The organism is Blastomonas natatoria, from assembly GCF_003201955.1.
Lineage (GTDB): Bacteria > Pseudomonadota > Alphaproteobacteria > Sphingomonadales > Sphingomonadaceae > Blastomonas > Blastomonas natatoria.
The window spans coordinates 130,353-151,030 of record NZ_QJJM01000009.1; the positions used below are offsets into that span (position 1 = coordinate 130,353).

Here is a 20,678-nt window from a genome sequence, read left to right on the forward strand (position 1 = left end):
CTGAAGAAATAGAACCGAAAGCCATCAAGTCGTAACAGAGTGGGCATCCCCCCTCACTCTGCCGGCAGATACAGCTCGCCGCCCTCCTGCTTGAAGCGTTCGCTCATCTCCGCCATGCCCTTGAGCGCGGCCTCGCGGCTGGCCGCGGCCGTCTCTGCGCCGCTGGGTCCCGTCGCGATAAAGCCTTCCACGCCCTGGTTCTGCTTGGTGGCGAAGTCGCGGACTTCCTGGCTGATCTGCATCGAACAGAATTTGGGACCGCACATGGAGCAGAAATGCGCGGTCTTCGCGCCCTCGGCGGGCAGGGTCTGGTCGTGAAATTCTTCGGCCGTGTCGGGGTCGAGGCTGAGGTTGAACTGGTCGCGCCAGCGGAACTCGAAGCGCGCCTTGCTCAGAGCATCGTCGCGCACCTGCGCCGCCGGATGGCCCTTGGCAAGGTCGGCGGCGTGCGCGGCGAGCTTGTAGGTGACCACGCCGACCTTCACGTCGTCGCGATCGGGCAGGCCCAGATGTTCCTTGGGCGTGACATAGCAGAGCATCGCCGTGCCATACCAGCCGATCTGCGCGGCGCCGATGCCGCTGGTGATGTGGTCGTAACCCGGCGCGATGTCGGTGGTGAGGGGGCCAAGCGTGTAGAAGGGCGCTTCGCCGCACACCTCCAGCTGCTTTTCCATATTCTCCTTGATCTTGTGCATGGGCACATGGCCGGGGCCTTCGATCATCACCTGCACGTCGGACTTCCATGCGCGATGGGTCAGCTCGCCCAGCGTGTAGAGCTCGCTGAACTGCGCCTCGTCATTGGCATCGGCGATCGATCCGGGGCGCAAGCCATCGCCCAGCGAATAGGCGATGTCATACGCCTTCATGATCTCGGTGATCTCGTCGAAATGCTCGTAGAGGAACGATTCCCTGTGATGCGCGAGGCACCATTTCGCCATGATCGATCCGCCGCGCGAGACGATGCCGGTGACGCGCTTGGCCGCCATCGGGATGTACGCCAGCCTGACGCCTGCATGGATGGTGAAATAGTCCACGCCCTGTTCGGCCTGTTCGATCAGCGTATCGCGGAAAATCTCCCAGGTCAGCTCCTCGGCAATGCCGCCGACCTTCTCCAGCGCCTGATAGATCGGCACGGTGCCGATCGGCACGGGGCTGTTGCGCAGGATCCATTCGCGCGTGTCGTGGATGTTGCGGCCGGTGGAAAGGTCCATCACCGTGTCCGCGCCCCAGCGGATCGACCAGACCATCTTGTCGACTTCGGATGCGACGTCCGATGCGACCGCGCTGTTGCCGATATTGGCGTTGATCTTGACCAGGAAATTGCGGCCGATCGCCATCGGTTCGGTTTCGGGGTGGTTGATGTTGCTGGGGATGATCGCGCGGCCGCGCGCGACCTCATCGCGGACGAACTCGGGCGTCACGTAATCGGGGATCGACGCGCCGAAGCTGTTGCCGTTGCGGCGATATTCCTTGAGCCGCTCGCGGCCCAGATTCTCGCGCTCGGCGACATATTCCATCTCGGGCGTGATGATGCCTCGGCGGGCATAGTGCATCTGGCTGACATTCATGCCGGGCTTGGCGCGCAGCACGGTCTTGCGGACATTGGGGAAGGGGGGCACGCCGCCCGAACGATCGGGGCCGAGCCGGCCGTTATCCTCGGGGCGAACCTCGCGCTGCGGCACATGGTCGACATCGCCGCGCGCCAGAATCCAGTCACGGCGCAGCTCGGGCAGGCCGGCGGAAATGTTGATATGCGCATCGGGATCGGTATAGGGGCCCGACGTGTCATAGACTCGGACCGAAGGCTCGCCGCCCGCCAGATCGATCTCGCGCATCGCGACGCGGATGCCGCTGCCCGATTTGGTCGCGACATGGATCTTGCGGCTGCCGCGAATGGGCCCGGTGGTCACGCCGATCTCGGTGCGGGCATGGATATCAGCCATCGTTATGCTCTCCTTGTGCGGCGGGAGAGCGGATGCGGGCGCAAGTCTGGACAGCGCCGCTCCCTCCCTCCGCCGGTATCAGCCGGTTCAGGTTCAACGGGTCGTGGGACGCAACGCCCACCTCTCAGCCGCTCGGCTCCCCGGGGATGGGGCGGAGATTAGAGTCATGTGGCACGATTGACCAGCAATTTCCGCTTGTCGGTGCTGTATTGTACGTATAATACACCGTCATGCTGACGTTAACGAACATCGTGCGCAAATATGGGCGCAAGACCGTGCTGAACGGCGTGTCCGCCACCTTTCCCTCGGGCCTGACGCTACTGGTCGGGCCGAGCGGTGCTGGGAAGTCTACCTTGCTGCGTTTGCTCGCCACGGCGGAAAAGCCCAATGCGGGGGAGATCGCGTGGGATGGCGCGGCGCTGCCGGGCGCGCGCAGGGCCTTGCGGGCGACGCTGGGCTATGCGCCGCAGGCGGTCGATCTGCCCGAGGATCTGACTGCGCGCGAATTTGCGCTGCATATGGCGGCGCTGAAGGGGCTGGATGCCAAGGCAGCCGATGCACAGTTTGGCGCGATTACCGAGCGGATCGGGCTGCATGCCGATATCAACAACCGCATCTCGACCTTTTCCGGCGGGATGCGGCGGAGGCTGGTATTCGCGCAAGCCATGCTCGGTGCGCCGCGATTGCTCGCGCTCGATGAGCCGACGGCGGAGCTCGATAGCGAAACGGCCGCTTCGGTCAGCGCGCTGATCGTCGAGCGGGCGGCCAAGGCGGCGGTGGTCATGACCACGCATCTGGCCGATGCACTTGCGCCCCAGGCGGTGCAGGTGCTGCGCGTCGATCAGGGCCGGGTCGCGCCGCAATGATGCCCCGCGCCCAACCTGTGCCACAACCGGCGGCGGTGCTGCGCTCGTCGCTCAGCACCAGCCTCGCGCGCTATCGGCGGAGCTGGGGGCTGTGGCTGTTACTGCTGATCGCGCCCATCGGCGCGCGCTTCATGATCTCGGACGAGAGCGGCAAGGGCATCGTGATCGCGATCAACGACCAGCTGCCGGTGCTGAGCTCGGCAATGCTCGGTGTGTGGCTGGGCATCGTCGTGACGACGCTGCTGCTGCCTGCGGGTTACATCTACCTTCGGGCGAATACCAATCGCCGCCAGCCCTGGCAGGTCGAAGAGGTGACCGCTGCGCCGCGCGTCGCGATGCTGATGGGCCGGTTTCTTGCCGATGCCGCGGTGTTGCTCGGCACGCTCGGCACGCTGACACTGGCTGGCTGGTTGCTCGGCTGGCTGATGGTGAGCGGGCCGTACAGCCCTTGGCGGATCACCTATCCCTTATGGCTGATCGCCGCGCCGCCGCTGGTCGCGCTGGCGGCCTTGCGCATCCTGTTCGATGCCGTGCCCTGGCTGCGCGGGGCGCTCGGCGATCTCGCCTATTTCTTCGTGTGGGTCGCATCGCTCGTCCTGCCGATCCTGGGGGCGGACCAGCCCTCGTCCTTCGGCACCAATCTGCTCGACTATCCCGGCTTCGTCCGCCCCTTGAAAGGAGGCGAGACGGTGGGAAGCAACTCGATCCAGATCGGCGGCGTGGACCCGGGCACCCTCAAGCCCGGGCGGATCGACCTTGACGTTGCCGCCGGGTTGAATGCGCCGGGCTATGTCGCTGCGCGGTTCGCCTGGATTGGTATCGCGGTGGGACTGGTGCTGTTTGCGGGGCTGATCTATCGCCCCCACCGTTCGGGCCGAAAGCGGCCGGGACACGGACGGATCGCGAAGCTGCTCTCTGCAGGGCCTCCTCCCGCCGCGCGCGTCGATGCGCCGCCCGCGCATGCCACCCGGTCGGCGTCCATAGGGCTGGTATTGGCCGAATTCCGGCTGATCGGGGCGGGGCGGCTGTTTCTGCTACTCGCGATGGCGGCAGCACTGGCCGGGACTGCTGGCGACTATCGCCATATCGGCAGCGCGGCGGCGCTGCTGCTTTTGGTGTTCGCCTTGAGCGCGCATGCCGGACGCAGCGAGGCGCGTGGATTGCTGAGGCTTACGGCGACCACGGCGACACCGCCGATGGCGCGCCGCGCGGCGTTCATTGCAGCAGGGCTGTGCTGGTCGCTGGTGATCGCGCTGCCCGCTGCGGTCGTGCGCGGTTCCGGCGAACCGCTGCTGCTGGCGCTTTCGACCGGGGCGGCGGCCGCCGCAACGGCCATGGCGTTGGGCGCGCTGACCGGTTCCTCCTTCGCTCCGCGCGTGGTGCTGCTGATCGGCTGGTACGTCTATTTCTCCAGCTGATCCCAATTCATGGCACCATGGCGCGTGCCCTCGACCCTCGACGTTCATCTGCCCTATGACCGCCAGCATTGCTGCTGTCATATCGCGGCATTAGGATCGCGCCACTCACGACCTACAGGAGAGAACCATGCCCGCACATGAAATAGATTATGAGATCAAGGGCCAGGAGCTGCAATTTGTCGAGATAGAGCTCGATCCCGGCGAAAGCGCGGTGGCGGAAGCCGGATCGATGGTGTGGAAGGACCCCGCGATCCAGATGACCACCATATTCGGCGATGGCAGCGACGATCAGGGCGGCGGTTTCATGGGCAAGCTGCTCGGAGCGGGCAAGCGCCTTGTCACCGGCGAGAGCCTGTTCACCACCGTGTTCACGCACACCGGCTCCGGCAAGGCGCGCGTCGCCTTTGGTGCGCCGGTGCCGGGATCGATCCTGCCCATCGACCTCTCCCAATATGGCGGGCGTCTGATCTGCCAGAAGGACAGCTTCCTCGCTGCGGCCAAGGGCGTGTCGATCGGCATCCACTTCCAGCGGCGCATTCTCACCGGCCTGTTCGGCGGCGAGGGCTTCATCATGCAGAAGCTGGAGGGCGATGGCATGGTGTTCGCGCAGATGGGCGGCACGATCGTAGAGCGCGAACTCAGGGCCGGCGAGGAACTGCATGTCGATACCGGCTGCATCGCCGCGTTCACCGGCAATGTCGATTTTGACCTGGTATCGGCGGGCGGCATCAAGACCTCGCTCTTCGGTGGCGAGGGTCTGTTCTTCGCGCGGCTCCGCGGGCCGGGCCACGTCTGGATCCAGTCGCTGCCCTTCTCGCGCCTGGCCGGTCGCATGCTGGCGGCTGCAGCGCCGCGTGGCGGCCAGAACCGCGGCGAAGGCTCTGCGCTGGGATCGCTCGGCGATCTGATCAGCGGCAACAATTGAAGATCCAGGGCCCCGCGCACCATGCCGGTGCGCGGGGCCCTGAAGTGCGATCAGAAGGTGTAGGTCACGCCCACGCCGCCGAAGAACTGGTTGGCGTCACCGCGGATCGAGACGATGGGGCTGTCGGCGAAATCGCCCTGCAGCCGTGAATAGCTTCCCAGCGCGAACACGCCCCAGCCGCCATCAAGCGCGTTGCCCGACAAATCGAGGCCGAGCAGCACCGAGGTCTGCAGTGACTTCAGGCCACCATCGGCGCGGAAGCGCGGCAGGCCCGATGCGGCGCTGCCGGCGGCATCGATGCTGAAATAGGTATCGGCATAATCGCCGTCGACGAAATCGGCCGAAGCGGACAGGTTGATGACGCCCTTGGTGCCGAGCAACCGGTTATAGCTGACCTGCGGGGTGACGATCGCGCCCGAGTGGACGCCGGTGACGTCGAACAGCGCGTCCGTCTGCAGGGTGATGCTGTCGAAACGATTGAAGATGCGGTTGATCTTCACGCCGCCCGATGCACCGAGTTCCAGCGCGACGGACTCCTTGCCCAGCCGCCTGACCACTGCGTCGCCGATGCGGTTGGTGCGTTCCAGCCGGGCACGGACAACCGGCCCTGCGATATACTCCACCTTGGGCAGCACCGGATCCTTGACCAGGTCGACGAACAGGCCCGGGCCGCGTGCCGCGAAATTATAGCCCTTGTAGCTGCCCTGGATGATCGGCGCGGGGAAGAAGACATACTGGTCCGAGCCTTCGTAGCTTGGCACCATGCCGGCGCCCAGGCCGACCGTCATGTAGAAATCCTTGGCAAAGACCGACTGCGACATGGCGGCTGCGGTGGCCAGCAGGCGCAGCTGTTCCGGTGTCGGACCAGGCTTGGCCGGCGCTGCCTTTTCGTCCTGCGTCTCGGGAGGGGCGGGGGGCTGGTCGGCGACAGTCTGCGCCAAGGCAGGGGCGCTCACGCTTACCAGCAGGGCAAGAGTCGCAAGGGTTCTGGCGATCATCGGGCAAATTCCATGAAGGCTGGGCGCCGCCGGAGCGGCAGCGGGTTGGGAGGACACCCCGGAGGCCGATATAATGCTGCGGTGCAACAGATCAAGCGCCGTGTTGCGGGCCCGCCTGTCAGGCCGGACGTGGCAGCTCACCAGCGGCGGAAGGTCGGGCGGCAGCCAGCGGCGAGCGGGCAAGGACACGGATGGACAGCAGGATCAGCAGAAGCAAAAGGGGCGCCATCAGCGACCAGGCGTCGATCCCGAGACGATCGTCGCTCAGCCTGACGGGCTTGTTGTCCATGGTTATCGTGCGGATCAGTCCATAGCCGGTCGCTGCCCAGCCCAACGCAACCAGCCCCGTCTGTTCGAGCGCGCTGGTGCGCTGCAGCATGTCGGGCAGCACAAAGGCGACAGCGAGGCCCAGGATCGCGAGGTCGTAATCGTAATTATAGGGACTGACGAACAGCGAGACGCAACAGATCGCGGCGGCGAGCCGGTGCGGCGCGGCCTTCTGCCTCCACAGCCAGATCAGTGAGCCGACTGCGCAGAGTGCGACGACAGCCTGCAACGCCATGGCCGGACCGGCCCCGGCGCCGAGAGTATGGGCAAATGCATAGACCGATGTCATGCGGAACATCGGATACAGACCCTGTTTCAGATATTCGCCCGATTCCGCAACGCCGTCCAGAAAGCCCTGCCAGACGTCCGGACCCAGCACCAGCGTCGGGATGAGCAACAGCGTGATGACGGTCGCTGCTGCGATCAATACCGCTTGCCAGCGCCGCTCCAGCAAGGTCAGCAGGGTGATGCCCACCGCAAGATGCGGCTTGATGACCATCAGGCCCAGGGGCAGACCCGCACCGGGCTTGCGCTGCAGGAAGCCAAGCAGAAACAGGCCGATCAGCGACGCGGTCAGAAATCCGTTCTGCCCGGTGCGCATCAGCAGCACCAGTGTCGGCAGCATGACGATCATCACGCCCGGCGTGTAGGAGCCGGCAATTCGGCGGATGACGTGGACGTATAGCACGAAGCTGAGCCCCATGAACAGCAGGAAGCCGATGCCGATCGGCAGCTTGGCAAGTCCGGCGACAAACAGCGTGAACGGCGGAGGATAGGTCCAGGGCATGAAGGAGCGGGTGCCCGTTGCGGCTTCCTGCGCTTCCATCATGGTCACCATGCGATAGGCGTCGTCGGCGCGGCCCTCCAGTGCCAGCGTTCCTGCGATATGGAAGGCGTCATAATCGGTGAGGGTCTTCTTTGCCCCCACCCATTGCGGCGCCTGGAAATAGATGGCGGACACCAGGGCCAGCATCGACAGCACGACCATGATGGCGATGGCGAGCCGCCACCGGGTGAAGGGGCTGTCCGGCTGGAGTTGCGGATGTTCGGCCACCGCCCGATCTTGCGACATGGTCATCCTGCACGGTCCGGGCAGGCGAGAGCGGGCGATCTGGTGCGGTTCGGCATCACGGCAGGTGTCCATGCGCCCGACATGTTCGGGCCGATAATGTCCTGCGGCATGTAGCGATGGACCCCTTCGATAGGGTTAACGATCTCTGAGCGAAGAGTAAATATATTTACAGGGTGACAAGAGCCAGCTTCGCATCTGCGGCAAAAATACAAGAATTCGTCGAGAAAATGAAGGTTCCGAGGCCAGGATAGGGGTATCAGAGGTCATCAGATGTCAATTCGTGACATCGCGTGATTCGCAGTAAGGAACATCTCATGGCCTATACCGACCAGATCCGTGCCAACGAACAACTCGTCGCCAGCAAGCAGGGCCGCTGGACCGGCATCAACCCGGAATCGGTGGCGCGCATGCAGCTGCAGAACCGCTTCCGCACTGGCCTTGATATCGCCCGCTACACCGCGAAGATCATGCGCGAGGACATGGCTGCCTATGACGCCGACCCTTCGCAATACACCCAGTCGCTCGGCTGCTGGCATGGTTTCATCGCGCAGCAGAAGATGATCGCGATCAAGAAGCATTTCGGCACCACCAAGCGCAAGTATCTGTACCTGTCGGGCTGGATGGTTGCCGCGCTGCGCAGCGAATTCGGTCCGTTGCCCGACCAGTCGATGCACGAGAAGACCAGCGTGCCCGCGCTGATCGAAGAGCTGTACACCTTCCTGCGCCAGGCCGATGCGCGCGAGCTCGACCTGCTGTTCAGCGGCATCGACAAGGCGCGCGCCGCCGGTGATACCGCGAAGGAGCAGGAACTGCTGGGTCAGGTCGAGAATTTCCAGACGCATGTCGTGCCGATCATCGCCGATATCGATGCCGGCTTCGGCAATGCAGAAGCCACCTATCTGCTCGCCAAGAAGATGATCGAAGCCGGTGCCTGCGCGCTGCAGATCGAGAACCAGGTGTCGGACGAAAAGCAGTGCGGCCACCAGGACGGCAAGGTTACCGTGCCGCACGAGGACTTTCTCGCCAAGATTCGCGCCTGCCGCTATGCGTTCCTGGAATTGGGCGTCGAGGACGGCGTCATCGTCACTCGCACCGACTCGCTGGGTGCGGGCCTGACCAAGCAGATCGCGGTCAGCCACGAGCCGGGCGATATCGGCGACCAGTATAACAGCTTCCTCGATTGCGAAGAGATCGACCCTGCCACTGCGCGCAACGGCGATGTCATCCTGAACCGCAACGGCAAGCTGCTGCGTCCGAAGCGTCTGCCGAGCAACCTGTTCCAGTTCCGCGAGGGCACTGGCGAGGACCGCTGCGTGCTCGACAGCATCACCTCGCTGCAGAATGGCGCTGACCTGCTGTGGATCGAGACCGAAAAGCCGCATGTCGAGCAGATCGCGGGCATGATGGATCGTATCCGCGAAGTCGTTCCCAATGCCAAGCTGGTCTACAACAACTCGCCCTCGTTCAACTGGACGCTCAACTTCCGCCAGCAGGTCTATGACGCGATGGTCAAGGAAGGTCTGGACGTGTCGGAATATGACCGCAGCGCACTGATGGACGCGAAATATGACGATACCGAGCTTGGTATCGCCGCCGACAAGCGCATCCGCACCTTCCAGGCCGATGGGGCTCGCCGCGCAGGCATCTTCCATCACCTCATCACACTGCCGACCTATCACACCGCTGCGCTTTCGACCGACAATCTGGCGAAGGAATATTTTGGAGAAGCGGGCATGCTGGGTTATGTACTTGGCGTCCAGCGGCAGGAAATCCGCCAGGGTATTGCATGCGTGAAGCACCAGAACATGTCTGGCAGCGACATCGGCGATGCTCACAAGGAATATTTCGCTGGCGAGGCGGCGCTGAAGGCCGGCGGCGTCAACAACACGATGAACCAGTTCTCCTGAGCGAACGGTTCGTGGTGATCGGTACTGCGTAAGTAAAATATGTCTGACCGATAAAGTTTTCCTGGGGAGGAAAAAGGTTACCCCGCCGGTGGCAACATCGGCGGGTTTCCTTTTTTCGGTCCCACCCTTTTCTGCTATCTTGCTACGCGACTCGCGCGACAGGAGGGGAAGATGGGAAAGGTCATCGGGCTGGGTGGCCTGTTCTTCAAGTCGCCGGACCCGGATGGTCTGCGCGCCTGGTATAGCCGCGTCCTCGGCCTCGCCTTCGACGAATGGGGCGGGCTCGTCTTCCTGCCGCAGGATGCCGCGAATCACCCCGGCGCAGGCACGGTGTTTTCGCCCTTCGCCCAGAGTACGGAATATTTCGCGCCCTCGACCAGGGAATTCATGTTCAACCTGATGGTCGACGATCTGGAAGCCGTGCTGGCGCGCTGCAAGGCCGAGGGGGTGGAGCCGGTCAAGACCTTCCCTGCCGAAGCCAACGGCCTGTTCGCGCACATCATGGATCCGGAAGGCCGCAAGATCGAATTGTGGCAACCCAAGCCCATGGAGTGACCCGCGCATCCGCCGGGCCGCAACAGGCGTAGCTCTGGCAGTCGCAAATCCGGGGGGCGCTCATGAAACTGCCGTTACTTACCGCCTTGCTTGCTGTTGCCGCGCCGATCGCGGCCCCCGCCCAGTCCCCTGCCACTGCTCCGGATGTCACCGCAGCGCGCGCCAGTCTCGTCGGGCGCTGGCAGGGAGAACTCGGCTATCGCGATTACGGTGCCAATCGCTGGTTCGGCATTCCGGTCAAGACACAGATCATCGATCAGGGCGACGGTGCGACGATGCTGCGCGTATCCGATTTCGATGATGGCCCGAAGGTCGGCACTGTGCGCATCACCAGCGGCGAGCTGTTCGACGCCCAGGCAGGCACGGTCTCGGTTGCCACCTTCCGCAAGGCGCGCAGCGTCGAAGTGACAACGTATGCGGTGCGTATCGATCCGGCCTCGCGCGATGCGACGCACTGGACGATGATCGAGGAGACGAAGGGCGCAGACGATAACCGCCCGGCAGCGCTCCGCCTGACCACCGTGCGCGATGGCGACAAGCTGGAGACGCTGAAACAGATCGATTTTCTTGACGACGACAAGGCCGAATGGCTGACCCGCAACCGCACGCGCTTGACGCGCGTTGGCGACTGACCGCATCGTCCAACCCAGCATCTCCTGCCAGAAAGCCCTGCCATGCTCCGCTATGCCGCCGCCTATCTGTTCACCGGGCTTGCCTTCGCGCTGATCGACAGCGTGTGGTTGAAGACCATGGCCCCGCGCCTCTACCAGCCGCTGCTGGGCGATCTGCTCGCGCCGTCCTTCAGGCTCGCGCCCGCCGTGGTCTTCTACGTGCTCTATATCGCGGGCATCCAGATCTTCGCGGTGGTGCCTGCGCTCGCCGATGGCCGCTGGCAGACCGCGCTGGTCAAGGGGGCGCTGCTCGGCTTTTTCTGCTACATGACCTATGATCTGACCAACCAGGCGACGCTCGCCACCTGGAACACGAAGATCACCGTTCTCGACATCCTCTGGGGGACATTTCTCACCGGAACGTCGGCGCTGGTCGGGTTTGCGGTGACTCGCGCGGTGTTCAGATAACATGATGATTAACGATCGATAATGTGACGCGCGCGGCTCTCTCGCTCTAGCCTTGGGACGCTGTTCCAGACAGCGTGCGAAGGAGAGACCGCCATGCCGACCCGAGGTGAACTGGGCAAAAGCCTGATGCTGTCGATCAGCCATATTCCGCACGGTCGCAGCAATCGCAGCGGATCGCCGCTCCAGCCGAAGTACATCACGGTGCACAATACCGAAAACTCCAGTATCGGAGCCGATGCCGAGGCGCATGCAAATTTCCTGTCCAAGACCGGCTATTACATCCACAACGGCAGCAAGCGCTGGGTATCCTGGCATTTCACCGTGGATGACGACAGTTGTGTCCGGCATCTGCCGCTCAACGAGGTCGGCTGGCATGCCGGATCGAGCCAGGGCAATGCGCACAGCCTGGGCATCGAGATCTGCATGAACAAGGGCATCAACCAGAACAGGGCGTTCGACCGGACCAAGACGCTGATCGCCTGTCTGTGTTATGACCTGAACCTGGAACCCGAGAGCCGGGTCGTGACGCACCGGCACTGGTCGGGAAAGAACTGCCCCCGCCTTCTGCTGAACAATGGCCAGGAGGGAGCGATCTGGCAGGCTTTCATCGCCGATGTCCGCGCGATCCTGAACAGCATCGACGATCCGGCGCAGATCTAGGCGCCATCGACACTCTCGGGCAGTTTCCAGTCGATCGGGGCCAGCCCCCGTTCCTGCAGAAACGCATTGGCCTGGCTGAAGTGGCCGCAGCCCAGAAAGCCGCGATGTGCCGATAGGGGCGAGGGGTGCGGGGCCTTGAGCACCAGATGTCGCCCGCCGCGATCCACGCTGTCGACCCCCGCCGCCTTCTTCTGCGCGTGGCCACCCCAGAGCAGGAACACGACCGGGTGCTCCAGCGCGTTGACTCGCGCGATCACCGCGTCGGTGAATCGTTCCCAGCCCTTGCCCTGATGCGATCCGGCATCGCCCATCTCGACGGTCAACACGGCGTTGAGCAGCAGCACGCCCTGGCGCGCCCAATGTTCCAGAAAGCCGTGGCGCGGCGGTGCCAGCCCCAGATCGCGTTGCAGTTCCTTGTAGATGTTGACCAGCGAGGGCGGCACCGGAACGCCCGGGCGCACGCTGAAGCACAGGCCGTGCGCCTGTCCGGGGCCATGATAGGGGTCCTGGCCCAGAATGACGACGCGCACCTTGTCCGGCGGGGTCAGGTCGAGCGCGCGAAACCAGTGGCTGCCCGGCGGGAAGATGCGCGCGCCCTGGGTCTTGCGATCGAGCAGGAAGCGCTTGAGGTCAGCCATATAGGGCGCGGCGAATTCCGTTGCGAGCGCCGCGCGCCATTGCGGTTCGAGCCGGATGGCTGCTTCGCTGGTTGCACTTTCGCTCATGCAGCGGACCTTGGCGCGGTGCTGGCCATGGCGTCAAGCCAAGGCTTTTTCGCCTGAAGCTGTTTTGATGGTATACGCGGCGCGTGTCGCGAATCGCGACGCAACAGCAGGGGTTGCCATCATGCCGCTCACCCACGCCAAGCCCGTCACCTTCATCAACACCGCCAATCGCCGCGCTGCCGAAAGCTTCTATCGCGACGTGCTCCAGCTTCGGTTCGTCGCCGATGACGGCTTTGCCGCCGTTTTCGATCTTGGCGGCGCCGTTCTGCGCATTACCGAGCTGCAAGGCTATGCCGCGAGCCCGCACCCGGCGCTGGGCTGGTCGGTCGAGGATATCGAACAGACCATGGAGCATCTGGTCAGCCGGGGCATCGCGCCGAGGATTTACGAAGGCTTTGAACAGGACGCGCTCGGCATCTGGACCGCGCCGGATGGCGTGGCCAAGGTCGCATGGTTTCAGGACCCGGACGGCAACCTGCTCAGCCTGACCCAGAGCAGCTGAACTTCGCTCAGAGCGAGTGCACCAGATGCCCGCCATCGACCGTCAGGATGCTGCCGGTCATGAAGCGGCTCGCGTCTGATGCCAGCAGCAGCAGCGGGCCGTCAAGATCGGGCAGTTCGCCATAACGCCGCATCGCAATGCGCTTGCGCAACGGTTCGCCCGCTTCGCCCGAGAGCTGGTCGCGGTTGATGTCGGTCAGGAAATAGCCCGGCGCGAGCGCATTCACGCGGATGTTGAACCGCGCCAGTTCCATCGCCAGCTGCCGGGTCATGTGCAGCACGCCGGCCTTGGAGACGGCATAGGGGCCGGTTCCCGCCGCGGTCTGGAATCCGGTGATCGAGGCGGTGTTGATGATGTTGCCGCCGCCGCGCTCGCGCATGCCGCGCGCTGCCTCGGTCGCGACGTTCCACGCGCCTTTCAGGTTGATGCCCATCACGAAGTCGTAATCGTCCTCGGTCTGGTCGAGCGCGCGCTTGGTTACCGCAACCCCGGCATTGTTGATGCAGCTATGGATCGCGCCCGCGGCCGCCATGCCTTCGCGCACCGAGGTGAGATCAGCGACATCCATGCGGATCGCCTCGGCGCTGCCACCGGCCGAGCGGATTTCCTCGACCAAGGCTTCCAGCGCGGGCAGGCGGCGCGCGGTGACGATGACATGCGCGCCGCTCTTGGCCAGCAGCCGCGCGAAATGCGCACCGAAGCCCTCGCTCGACGCGCCGGTGACGAGGATGCGCTGGCCGGTCAGGTTTGCGGTGAGCGTCATGCGGCGGCTCCTTCTTGAGCATGTTTGTGGTCGCGCTTGATCTTCTTGGCGAGCGACCATTTGTGCACTTCGGTCGGGCCGTCATAGATGCGGAAGGCGCGAATTTCGCGGAACACCTGCTCGACGATCGTGTCGCCGCTGACCCCAGTGCCGCCCATCACCTGCACGCAGCGATCGGCGACGCGCATCAGCGCCTCCGACACGGCGACCTTGGTCATCGAGCTTTCGACCGTGCCAAGCTCGCCGGTGTCGAGCACGCCCGCGCACCAGGCGATCATCAGCTCGGCCTGCTTGAGGTCGATCAGGTTCTCGGCGAGCATGAAGCCGACGCCCTCATGATCGACCAGCGGCTTGCCGAAGGCATGTCGGCGGCAGGCATAGTTGCTGGCGATTTCATGCGCGCGGGTCGCCGCACCGAACCAGCGCATGCAGTGCGACAGGCGGGCAGGCGAGAGGCGCACCTGCGCATATTTGAAGCCCTCGCCGCTCTGGCCCAGCATCTGGTCAGCGGGCACGCGCAGGTTCTCGATCGCGATCACCGCATGGCCGCCGGGCATCGAGCTGTCGATGGTGTCGAGCACGCGCTCGATGCGGATGGCGGGATCGGGCAGATCGACGAGGAACATGCACGCGCCGTCGTCCGATTTCGCCATGACGATGCCGACCTTCGCGCCTTCCGCACCCGTGATGAACGCCTTGCGCCCGTTGATCACCCAATGGTTGCCGTCGAGCTTCGCGGTGGTCTTCATCATTGACGGATCGGACCCCGCGCCGCCTTCTTCGGCCGGTTCGGTCATGAAAAAGGCCGAGCGCGATTCGCCGGAGACCAGCTGGTTCAGGAACCGCGCCTTCTGTTCGGGGCTCCCGACATTGCCGAGCAGATACATGTTGCCCTCGTCGGGCGCGGCGGTGTTGACGGCGACCGGGCCGAGCGGCGACAGGCCCGATTTCTGCAACACGATCGCGGTCTGCGCCTGGGTGAGGTGGCGGCCGTCGGGCAGGATATGCGGCGTCATCACGCCAGCTTCGCGGGCGAGCGCGCGCAGTTCCAGCACCAGCTCTTCCGACGGCCCATGCGCGCCGCAGCGCGGATCCCTTTCATACGGCGCGACAATATCGCGGACGAAGCGCTCGACCTTCTCGGCAATCGCATCGACTTCAGCGGCGGAAAGGTGGGACATAGGGGCGGACTCCCGGGTACGTGGCATCTGTGTGGCTCGGGTATCAAAGCTGGAGCTTTAATCAACTGATTAAAGTGCAGGGGGAGCACGTTCGAGATACCATGCGAAGCAACCAGTCTGATGAGAACGACCGGTTCCGGGAAGACCCGCTCACATCGAGGACAAGGCGGGTTAGAACATTGCGGTCTAATATTCGGCGCAGAGGAAAAATTCGTCGCTATCTTCGAAACGCACTCGGCGGAACGAAATCATCCACTCGGTATGGCCACTCACGCCGACGGTTGTCAGCCGAAATGCCACAGAGCGGTCGAGCGTGACCGGGTGCTCCAGAAAGACAATATGGAAAGACTTGTCTTCTCGGACAAAGCTTTCGGCCAAGTCCCTGATGTGGCACCCCACATATGCCCTTAACCAGGCCGTTGCCCAATCGGTATTGCGCAAAACGTAACGGCTAGTCTGAAACGGCAGCAACTTGTGGGCAAATTTTGCAGTCGCGATGAATCCATCAAGGTCTTCATCCGGCGGAACCTGTTGGGGGTCATATCTCAGGACCTCTATCGCGGGGTGCCTAGCGATACGCCAGTTCGCAATATCTCTCATTCGGTAATTCACTCGGGTTTCATTCATCGAACTCACCAACAAAAAACCCCGCCGCGCCGAAGCGCAGGCGGGGTTTCATGTCTCTTATCCCGGCCCTTGCAGGCTCGGAAAACCGATCAATCGTGGTGCGCGACCAGGTTGACGGCCGAGTGCTTGCCGCGGCGATCGACTTCGAGGTCGAACTCCAGACGGTCGCCCTGGTTGAGGCCTGCCATGCCGGCACGCTCGACCGCGCTGATGTGCACGAACGCGTCGGGCTGGCCGTCATCGCGGGTGATGAAGCCGAAGCCCTTCATGCTGTTGAAGAACTTGACCGTTCCGGTGGCACGTTCGCCGGTCAGCTCGCGGCGCGGAGCCTCGCTGCGCGGACCGCGATCGCCACGGTCGCCGCCGCCCGAACCTTCGGACACGGGGATCAGCTCGCCGTCGATCTTAAGATCGCTGGCCGAAACCTTGCCGCCACGATCGACCAGGGTGAATTCCAGGCCCTGGCCTTCGGCGAGATTGGAAAGACCGGCACGCTCGACTGCGCTGATGTGGACGAACACGTCGTCGCCGCCATCTTCGCGCTGGATGAAGCCAAAGCCCTTCTGGGCGTTGAAGAACTTCACCTTGCCCTTGGCTTCGCCGACCACCTGGGTGGGCATGCCGCCAAAGCCGCCGCGGCCACCACCGCCGCCGCCGCGCGGGCCGCCGCCGAAGCCGCCGCCACCGCCGCCGCCGCCGAAGCCACCACGGTCACCGCCGCCAAAGCCGCCACCACCGCCGCCGAAACCGCCACGGTCACCATAGGAAGGCGGAGGCGAAAAAGCGTCGAAATCATCCTCGCCAAATCTGTCGCGTTTATCCCGGCCTCTGCCGCCGCGCCGACCCCTGTCAAAACTCATGCCGAACTATTCACTTTCAATGTCGTCCTGGATCACTTGCTCAAGAACAGGGCGGACGTGAACCCCATCGCTCAACTTCAGGCCGGTAATTGCGCCGATCCGGCATCATGCCAGCGGTCACGCATACCGCACAAAACTTAACACACCCCAACACAAGTCAATGAAAGCAGCCGGTTTTTCGACGCAGCCGACAGCCTTAACGGACCAGAAACCTGTGGAAGAACGCATTTCAAGGCTTGCGCATCATTTTGCGCCCGCCAAAGGCGCGTACTTCCATGTGATTCTCTTAACCCAAATTCCGGGGCTTGGCGAACGATAAATGGCGGATCGCTTGGCTTTGGCGCACGCCTGACGCGCTTGGGCCACACTGGCTGAAAGGCAGGGCCCGCCCCGGGGACCGCGACCTGCCGCAAAATCGACCTCGCGCGCCGTCGGCAGGCCTTGCCAGACCCCGATGGCTGCGGCAATTGGGGGCGATGGACAGCATCATCCCGCTCTTGAGCGATCCCGCAGCCTGGGCAGCACTCGTCACGCTCGTGATTCTGGAAGTCGTGCTCGGCATCGACAACCTGATCTTCATCTCCATCCTGTCGAACAAGCTGCCGGCACATCAGCAACAGACCGCGCGCCGTGTCGGCATCGGCCTGGCGCTCGTGATGCGGCTTGCCCTGCTGTCGATGATTGCCTTCATCGTGTCGCTGACCACTCCGGTCTTCGATCTCGGCATCACCGGCGCGCCGGGGCAGAATGGCGAGCCGACATTCGAAACCCAATTCTCCTGGCGCGATCTGATCCTGATCGCCGGTGGCCTTTTCCTGGTCTGGAAGGCGACGAAGGAAATCCATCATAGTGTCGATGACGAACCTTCGGGCGAGGCGCTCGACAAGAAGGGCAAGGCCGCGATCGGTTTCGGCGCGGCGATCGTGCAGATCATCGCGCTCGACATGGTCTTTTCGATCGACTCGATCCTGACCGCAGTCGGGATGACTGACGAGGTGCCGATCATGATGGCGGCCGTGATCATCACCGTGGGCGTGATGCTGGTTGCCGCCGATCCGCTGGCCAATTTCATCAACCGCAACCCCACGGTGGTGATGCTGGCTCTGGGCTTCCTGCTGATGATCGGCGCGGTACTGATTGCCGACGGCTTCGGCGTGCATGTGCCCAAGGGTTATATCTATGCCGCCATGGCATTTTCTGCGATGGTGGAAACCTTGAACATCTGGGCCCGGAACGGCCGGGAAAAGCGGCGCGTCGCATCGCCGAGCAACACCAACGGCGAGACAGCATGAGCGTTTATTTTCACGAGGAAGACCTGCCGGCAGACGTTCTGGCTCCGGGGCCGGTGGCGGTCGACACCGAAACCATGGGGCTCATCACCCCGCGCGACCGCCTGTGCCTGGTGCAGATTTCGGACGGGCGCGGTGACGAGCATCTGGTGCGCTTCATGCCCGGCAGCGATTATGCCGCGCCCAATCTGCGCGCCGTGCTGGCCGATCCCGAGCGCTTGAAGCTCTATCATTTCGCGCGGTTCGACCTCGCTGCGATCAAGCACTATCTGGGGGTGATGGCAGCGCCCGTGTTCTGCACCAAGATCGCCTCGCGCCTGATCCGCACCTATACCGACCGGCATGGCCTCAAGGAACTGGTCCGCGAGGTGTTGGGCAAGGAATTGAGCAAGGTGCAGCAGTCGAGCGACTGGGGCGCACCCGAGATCAACGATGCCCAGCGCGATTATGCGGCCAGCGACGTGCGCTTCCTGCATGCATTGCACAAGGCGATGGATGCGCGGCTGGTGCGCGAAGGGCGGCGCGAACTGGCGCAGGCCTGTTTCGATTTCCTTCCCGCGCGCGCAGAGCTCGACCTCGCCGGCTGGCCGGAAATTGATATTTTTGCGCACGCCTAATATATCGCGCCCCTTGAAGGACGTTCGTTCATCGCGCGTTCGCACATAACAGGCTTGAACAGCGATCGATGACCCAGCGTGCCGACCAGATGCGAAATCGCCGCCAGCTGTTTGCCGCGCCCGGCAGCAGCCATGACCGGCTGGTGCGCTTTCTGGGCATGTTCCTGCCAGCCGGCATCGGTGTGCTCGTCGCCTTTCTCGCGCTCGCCCCGCTGCTGCGCAATACCGAGGTCAGCTTCCTGCTCGACAAGAACCAGGTCGAGATCGCGCGCGAGCGCATGCGGGTGACGCAGGCGCTGTATCGCGGTCAGGACAGCGAGGGGCGCCCCTTCTCGCTTGAGGCAGGCTCTGCCGTGCAGAAGAGCTCGCGCAATCCCGTGGTCGAGATGAACGATCTGGCCGCACGCATCCTCCTCAAGGACGGTCCGGGCGTGCTCGAGGCGGGGCGCGGCAACTACAACATGGATACCGAACAGGTTTCGATCGTGGGGCCGGTGCAGTTCAGCAGCGCCAATGGCTATCGCATGGTAACGCGCGACGTGGACATCGATCTGCCCAAGCGCAGCATGGTCAGCCGCGGCGAGGTAACCGGACGGCTGCCGACTGGCACTTTCCGCGCCGACCGGCTAAGGGCCGACCTTGCCGCGCGGACCGTGACCCTGGAAGGGCGCGCGCGGTTGCGCATGACCCAGGGCGGAATGCCATGACGGGTTGCAGGAAGACAGGATACAAGATGCGGTTTTCAGGCAGGATTTTGGGGCATGCGCGGCGCGTTGTTCTGGTTGTGCTCGCGGGCGGAGCGATGCTGGCCGGACCGATGATCGCACCGGCCGGCGTCAGCGCGCAGTCGCTGATGAACCATAACAGCAATGCACCGGTCGATTATGCTGCCGACCGGATCGAGCTGCAGGATCGTGCCAACAGGGTGCTGCTTTCCGGCAATGTCGACATCACCCAGGCGGGCCTCCGCCTGCAGGCAGCGCGGATGACCGTGGCCTATCGCAATGCGGGCGGCATCGAGATCGAGCGGATCGATGCCAATGGCGGCGTGGTCGTCACCAAGGGCGAAGAACGCGCCAGCGGCAATGTCGGCATCTATGATTTCAACCGGCGCATCATCACGCTGATCGGCAATGTCGCGCTGCGCCAGGGCGGCAACACGCTAAACGGTGGGCGTATGGTGATCGACCTGACCACGGGGCGCTCCACCGTCGACGGTCGCTCTGCCGGCGGCGCGCCTGGCCAGACCGGCAGTGCGGGCGGGCGCGTTTCGGGCACGTTCTCGGTGCCCAAGCGGGATTGATCTGCGCGAGAGCGAGCACTTCAGCCGTCACCCTGAACTTGTTTCAGGGTCCATTTCTCCCCACGCGGCATCGGTTCGTCGGGCGCAATGGGTCCTGAAACAAGTTCAGTATGACGGGAGTGGTACAGCTTGACCCTTCCATGCACAAATCCTGCCATTTGCTGAATATCGCCGGTTTTCATCGCCTTGTTCCATGCTATGGGAAAGGCAAGGCAGAAGCGGCGGCGCGGGTCGCGGGCTTGGTTTGCAGGAAGTCAGAATGAACGATGTCGCCCCCCAGGGCCTGCTCAGCGGTACCGCAGTCGATCCGGCGACGTCGCGCGATGGCCTGAACGTCGTCTCGATCGCCAAGAGCTATGACAAGAAGGTCGTGCTCTCGGACGTGTCGCTGCAGGTCGCCAAGGGCGAGGTTCTCGGCCTGCTTGGCCCCAATGGCGCTGGCAAGACCACCTGCTTCTATTCGATCATGGGGCTGGTAAAGCCCAATTCGGGCCGCATCATGCTCGATGGCGTCGATATCACCCAGCTGCCCATGTACCGCCGCGCGATCCTGGGTCTGGGCTATCTGCCGCAGGAAACCTCGATCTTTCGCGGCATGACGGTCGAACAGAATATCAGCGCGGTGCTCGAACTGGTCGAGCCGGTCGTCGAGGCGCGCGCCGAACGGCTCGAGACGCTGCTCGACGAATTCGGTCTCACCCGGCTGCGGTCCTCGCCCGCGATGGCGCTGTCGGGTGGCGAGCGTCGCCGTTGTGAAATTGCGCGCGCACTGGCGGCAAGCCCCTCGATCATCCTGCTAGACGAGCCGTTTGCCGGGATTGACCCCTTGTCGATCGCCGATATTCGTGACCTCATCAAGCAGCTCAAGTCGCGCGGCATCGGCGTGCTGATTACCGATCACAATGTCCGCGAGACGCTCGACATCGTCGACCGCGCCTGCATCATCTATGATGGCAAGGTGCTGTTCGCCGGTACACCCGAGGCTTTGGTGGCCGACGAGAATGTCCGCCGCCTGTATCTGGGCGAAGGCTTCGCGCTGTAATGGCACGCCGGGGGGCAAG

The 20,678-nt window shown here is 63.7% G+C and carries 23 protein-coding genes and 1 riboswitch; of the genes, 14 read left to right on the forward strand and 9 right to left on the reverse strand.

The window, feature by feature from the left end:
* Window positions 1-53: 53 nt before the first annotated feature.
* Complete coding sequence (gene thiC / locus C7451_RS12815; RefSeq protein ID WP_110299358.1) at window positions 54-1,943, reverse strand: phosphomethylpyrimidine synthase ThiC; 1,890 nt, start codon at window positions 1,941-1,943, stop codon at window positions 54-56.
* Window positions 1,944-1,990: 47 nt separating this feature from the next.
* Window positions 1,991-2,096: riboswitch (TPP riboswitch) on the reverse strand.
* A gap of 77 nt (window positions 2,097-2,173) precedes the next feature.
* On the opposite strand from thiC, the gene C7451_RS12820 reads away from it, so the two are divergent.
* From C7451_RS12820 to C7451_RS12830, 3 genes are all read left to right on the forward strand, one after another.
* Window positions 2,174-2,809, forward strand: a complete 636-nt coding sequence (locus C7451_RS12820) for an ATP-binding cassette domain-containing protein (RefSeq protein ID WP_110299359.1) — start codon at window positions 2,174-2,176, stop codon at window positions 2,807-2,809.
* Window positions 2,806-4,227 (forward strand): hypothetical protein, encoded by a 1,422-nt coding sequence (locus tag C7451_RS12825; RefSeq protein ID WP_244181862.1) that lies wholly within the window; start codon window positions 2,806-2,808, stop codon window positions 4,225-4,227. The genes C7451_RS12820 and C7451_RS12825 overlap by 4 nt, the downstream gene beginning before the upstream one ends.
* Before the next feature lie 127 nt (window positions 4,228-4,354).
* Complete coding sequence (locus C7451_RS12830) at window positions 4,355-5,152, forward strand: TIGR00266 family protein (protein WP_110299360.1); 798 nt, start codon at window positions 4,355-4,357, stop codon at window positions 5,150-5,152.
* A 50-nt stretch (window positions 5,153-5,202) separates the two neighbouring features.
* On the opposite strand, the gene C7451_RS12835 is transcribed toward C7451_RS12830, so the two are convergent.
* Both C7451_RS12835 and C7451_RS12840 read right to left on the reverse strand, forming a co-directional pair.
* Window positions 5,203-6,150: a MipA/OmpV family protein gene (locus C7451_RS12835; protein ID WP_110299361.1), complete on the reverse strand. Its 948-nt coding sequence runs from the start codon at window positions 6,148-6,150 to the stop codon at window positions 5,203-5,205.
* Window positions 6,151-6,268: 118 nt separating this feature from the next.
* Complete coding sequence (locus C7451_RS12840; RefSeq protein WP_167398543.1) at window positions 6,269-7,555, reverse strand: glycosyltransferase family 87 protein; 1,287 nt, start codon at window positions 7,553-7,555, stop codon at window positions 6,269-6,271.
* A gap of 308 nt (window positions 7,556-7,863) precedes the next feature.
* Here C7451_RS12840 and C7451_RS12845 point away from each other — a divergent pair, with 308 nt between their 5' ends.
* The 5 genes from C7451_RS12845 (at window position 7,864) to C7451_RS12865 (ending at window position 11,750) form a co-directional block, all read left to right on the forward strand.
* Window positions 7,864-9,456, forward strand: a complete 1,593-nt coding sequence (locus C7451_RS12845; RefSeq protein WP_110299363.1) for an isocitrate lyase — start codon at window positions 7,864-7,866, stop codon at window positions 9,454-9,456.
* A gap of 171 nt (window positions 9,457-9,627) precedes the next feature.
* The gene (locus C7451_RS12850; protein WP_110299364.1) at window positions 9,628-10,011 is read left to right on the forward strand and encodes a VOC family protein; all 384 of its coding nucleotides are present in this window, start codon (window positions 9,628-9,630) and stop codon (window positions 10,009-10,011) included.
* A 62-nt stretch (window positions 10,012-10,073) separates the two neighbouring features.
* On the forward strand, window positions 10,074-10,643 hold the full coding sequence (locus C7451_RS12855) for a hypothetical protein (protein ID WP_146215369.1): 570 nt from the start codon (window positions 10,074-10,076) through the stop codon (window positions 10,641-10,643).
* 42 nt (window positions 10,644-10,685) lie between these two features.
* Window positions 10,686-11,090 carry a DUF2177 family protein gene (locus C7451_RS12860; RefSeq protein WP_110299366.1) on the forward strand — a complete coding sequence of 135 codons (405 nt, stop codon included), beginning with the start codon at window positions 10,686-10,688 and terminating at the stop codon, window positions 11,088-11,090.
* 93 nt (window positions 11,091-11,183) lie between these two features.
* On the forward strand, window positions 11,184-11,750 hold the full coding sequence (locus C7451_RS12865; RefSeq protein WP_110299367.1) for a peptidoglycan recognition protein family protein: 567 nt from the start codon (window positions 11,184-11,186) through the stop codon (window positions 11,748-11,750).
* On the opposite strand, the gene ung is transcribed toward C7451_RS12865, so the two are convergent.
* Window positions 11,747-12,475, reverse strand: coding sequence for a uracil-DNA glycosylase (ung, locus tag C7451_RS12870; protein WP_110299368.1), 729 nt, complete (start codon window positions 12,473-12,475; stop codon window positions 11,747-11,749). The genes C7451_RS12865 and ung overlap by 4 nt on opposite strands.
* Window positions 12,476-12,596: 121 nt before the next feature.
* Here ung and C7451_RS12875 point away from each other — a divergent pair, with 121 nt between their 5' ends.
* A complete protein-coding gene (locus C7451_RS12875; protein ID WP_167398544.1) occupies window positions 12,597-12,977 on the forward strand; it encodes a VOC family protein in 381 nt (126 codons plus the stop codon).
* Between the two features lie 7 nt (window positions 12,978-12,984).
* On the opposite strand, the gene C7451_RS12880 is transcribed toward C7451_RS12875, so the two are convergent.
* The 4 genes from C7451_RS12880 to C7451_RS20405 form a co-directional block, all read right to left on the reverse strand.
* Entirely contained in the window at window positions 12,985-13,740 is a 756-nt protein-coding gene (locus C7451_RS12880; protein WP_110299370.1) for an SDR family NAD(P)-dependent oxidoreductase, read from the reverse strand.
* Window positions 13,737-14,921 carry an acyl-CoA dehydrogenase family protein gene (locus tag C7451_RS12885; protein ID WP_110299371.1) on the reverse strand — a complete coding sequence of 395 codons (1,185 nt, stop codon included), beginning with the start codon at window positions 14,919-14,921 and terminating at the stop codon, window positions 13,737-13,739. Before C7451_RS12885 ends, C7451_RS12880 begins: the two co-directional genes overlap by 4 nt.
* 186 nt (window positions 14,922-15,107) lie before the next feature.
* Window positions 15,108-15,521, reverse strand: a complete 414-nt coding sequence (locus tag C7451_RS12890) for a hypothetical protein (protein WP_110299372.1) — start codon at window positions 15,519-15,521, stop codon at window positions 15,108-15,110.
* 116 nt (window positions 15,522-15,637) lie between these two features.
* Window positions 15,638-16,408, reverse strand: coding sequence for a cold-shock protein (locus C7451_RS20405; RefSeq protein WP_110299373.1), 771 nt, complete (start codon window positions 16,406-16,408; stop codon window positions 15,638-15,640).
* Window positions 16,409-16,884: 476 nt separating this feature from the next.
* Here C7451_RS20405 and C7451_RS12900 point away from each other — a divergent pair, with 476 nt between their 5' ends.
* The 4 genes from C7451_RS12900 (at window position 16,885) to C7451_RS12915 (ending at window position 19,617) form a co-directional block, all read left to right on the forward strand.
* The gene (locus tag C7451_RS12900) at window positions 16,885-17,700 is read left to right on the forward strand and encodes a TerC family protein (protein WP_110299374.1); all 816 of its coding nucleotides are present in this window, start codon (window positions 16,885-16,887) and stop codon (window positions 17,698-17,700) included.
* Window positions 17,697-18,314: a ribonuclease D gene (locus C7451_RS12905; RefSeq protein ID WP_110299375.1), complete on the forward strand. Its 618-nt coding sequence runs from the start codon at window positions 17,697-17,699 to the stop codon at window positions 18,312-18,314. The genes C7451_RS12900 and C7451_RS12905 overlap by 4 nt, the downstream gene beginning before the upstream one ends.
* A 68-nt stretch (window positions 18,315-18,382) precedes the next feature.
* On the forward strand, window positions 18,383-19,021 hold the full coding sequence (gene lptC / locus C7451_RS12910; RefSeq protein ID WP_110299376.1) for an LPS export ABC transporter periplasmic protein LptC: 639 nt from the start codon (window positions 18,383-18,385) through the stop codon (window positions 19,019-19,021).
* 26 nt (window positions 19,022-19,047) lie between these two features.
* Window positions 19,048-19,617 carry an LptA/OstA family protein gene (locus C7451_RS12915; protein ID WP_110299377.1) on the forward strand — a complete coding sequence of 190 codons (570 nt, stop codon included), beginning with the start codon at window positions 19,048-19,050 and terminating at the stop codon, window positions 19,615-19,617.
* Window positions 19,618-19,637: 20 nt separating this feature from the next.
* Here C7451_RS12915 and C7451_RS20000 read toward each other — a convergent pair whose 3' ends face one another.
* Window positions 19,638-19,799 (reverse strand): hypothetical protein, encoded by a 162-nt coding sequence (locus tag C7451_RS20000; protein ID WP_167398545.1) that lies wholly within the window; start codon window positions 19,797-19,799, stop codon window positions 19,638-19,640.
* 77 nt (window positions 19,800-19,876) lie between these two features.
* Between C7451_RS20000 and lptB the strand changes: the two genes are divergently transcribed.
* On the forward strand, window positions 19,877-20,659 hold the full coding sequence (gene lptB, locus C7451_RS12920) for an LPS export ABC transporter ATP-binding protein (protein ID WP_110299378.1): 783 nt from the start codon (window positions 19,877-19,879) through the stop codon (window positions 20,657-20,659).
* Window positions 20,660-20,678: the final 19 nt, after the last annotated feature.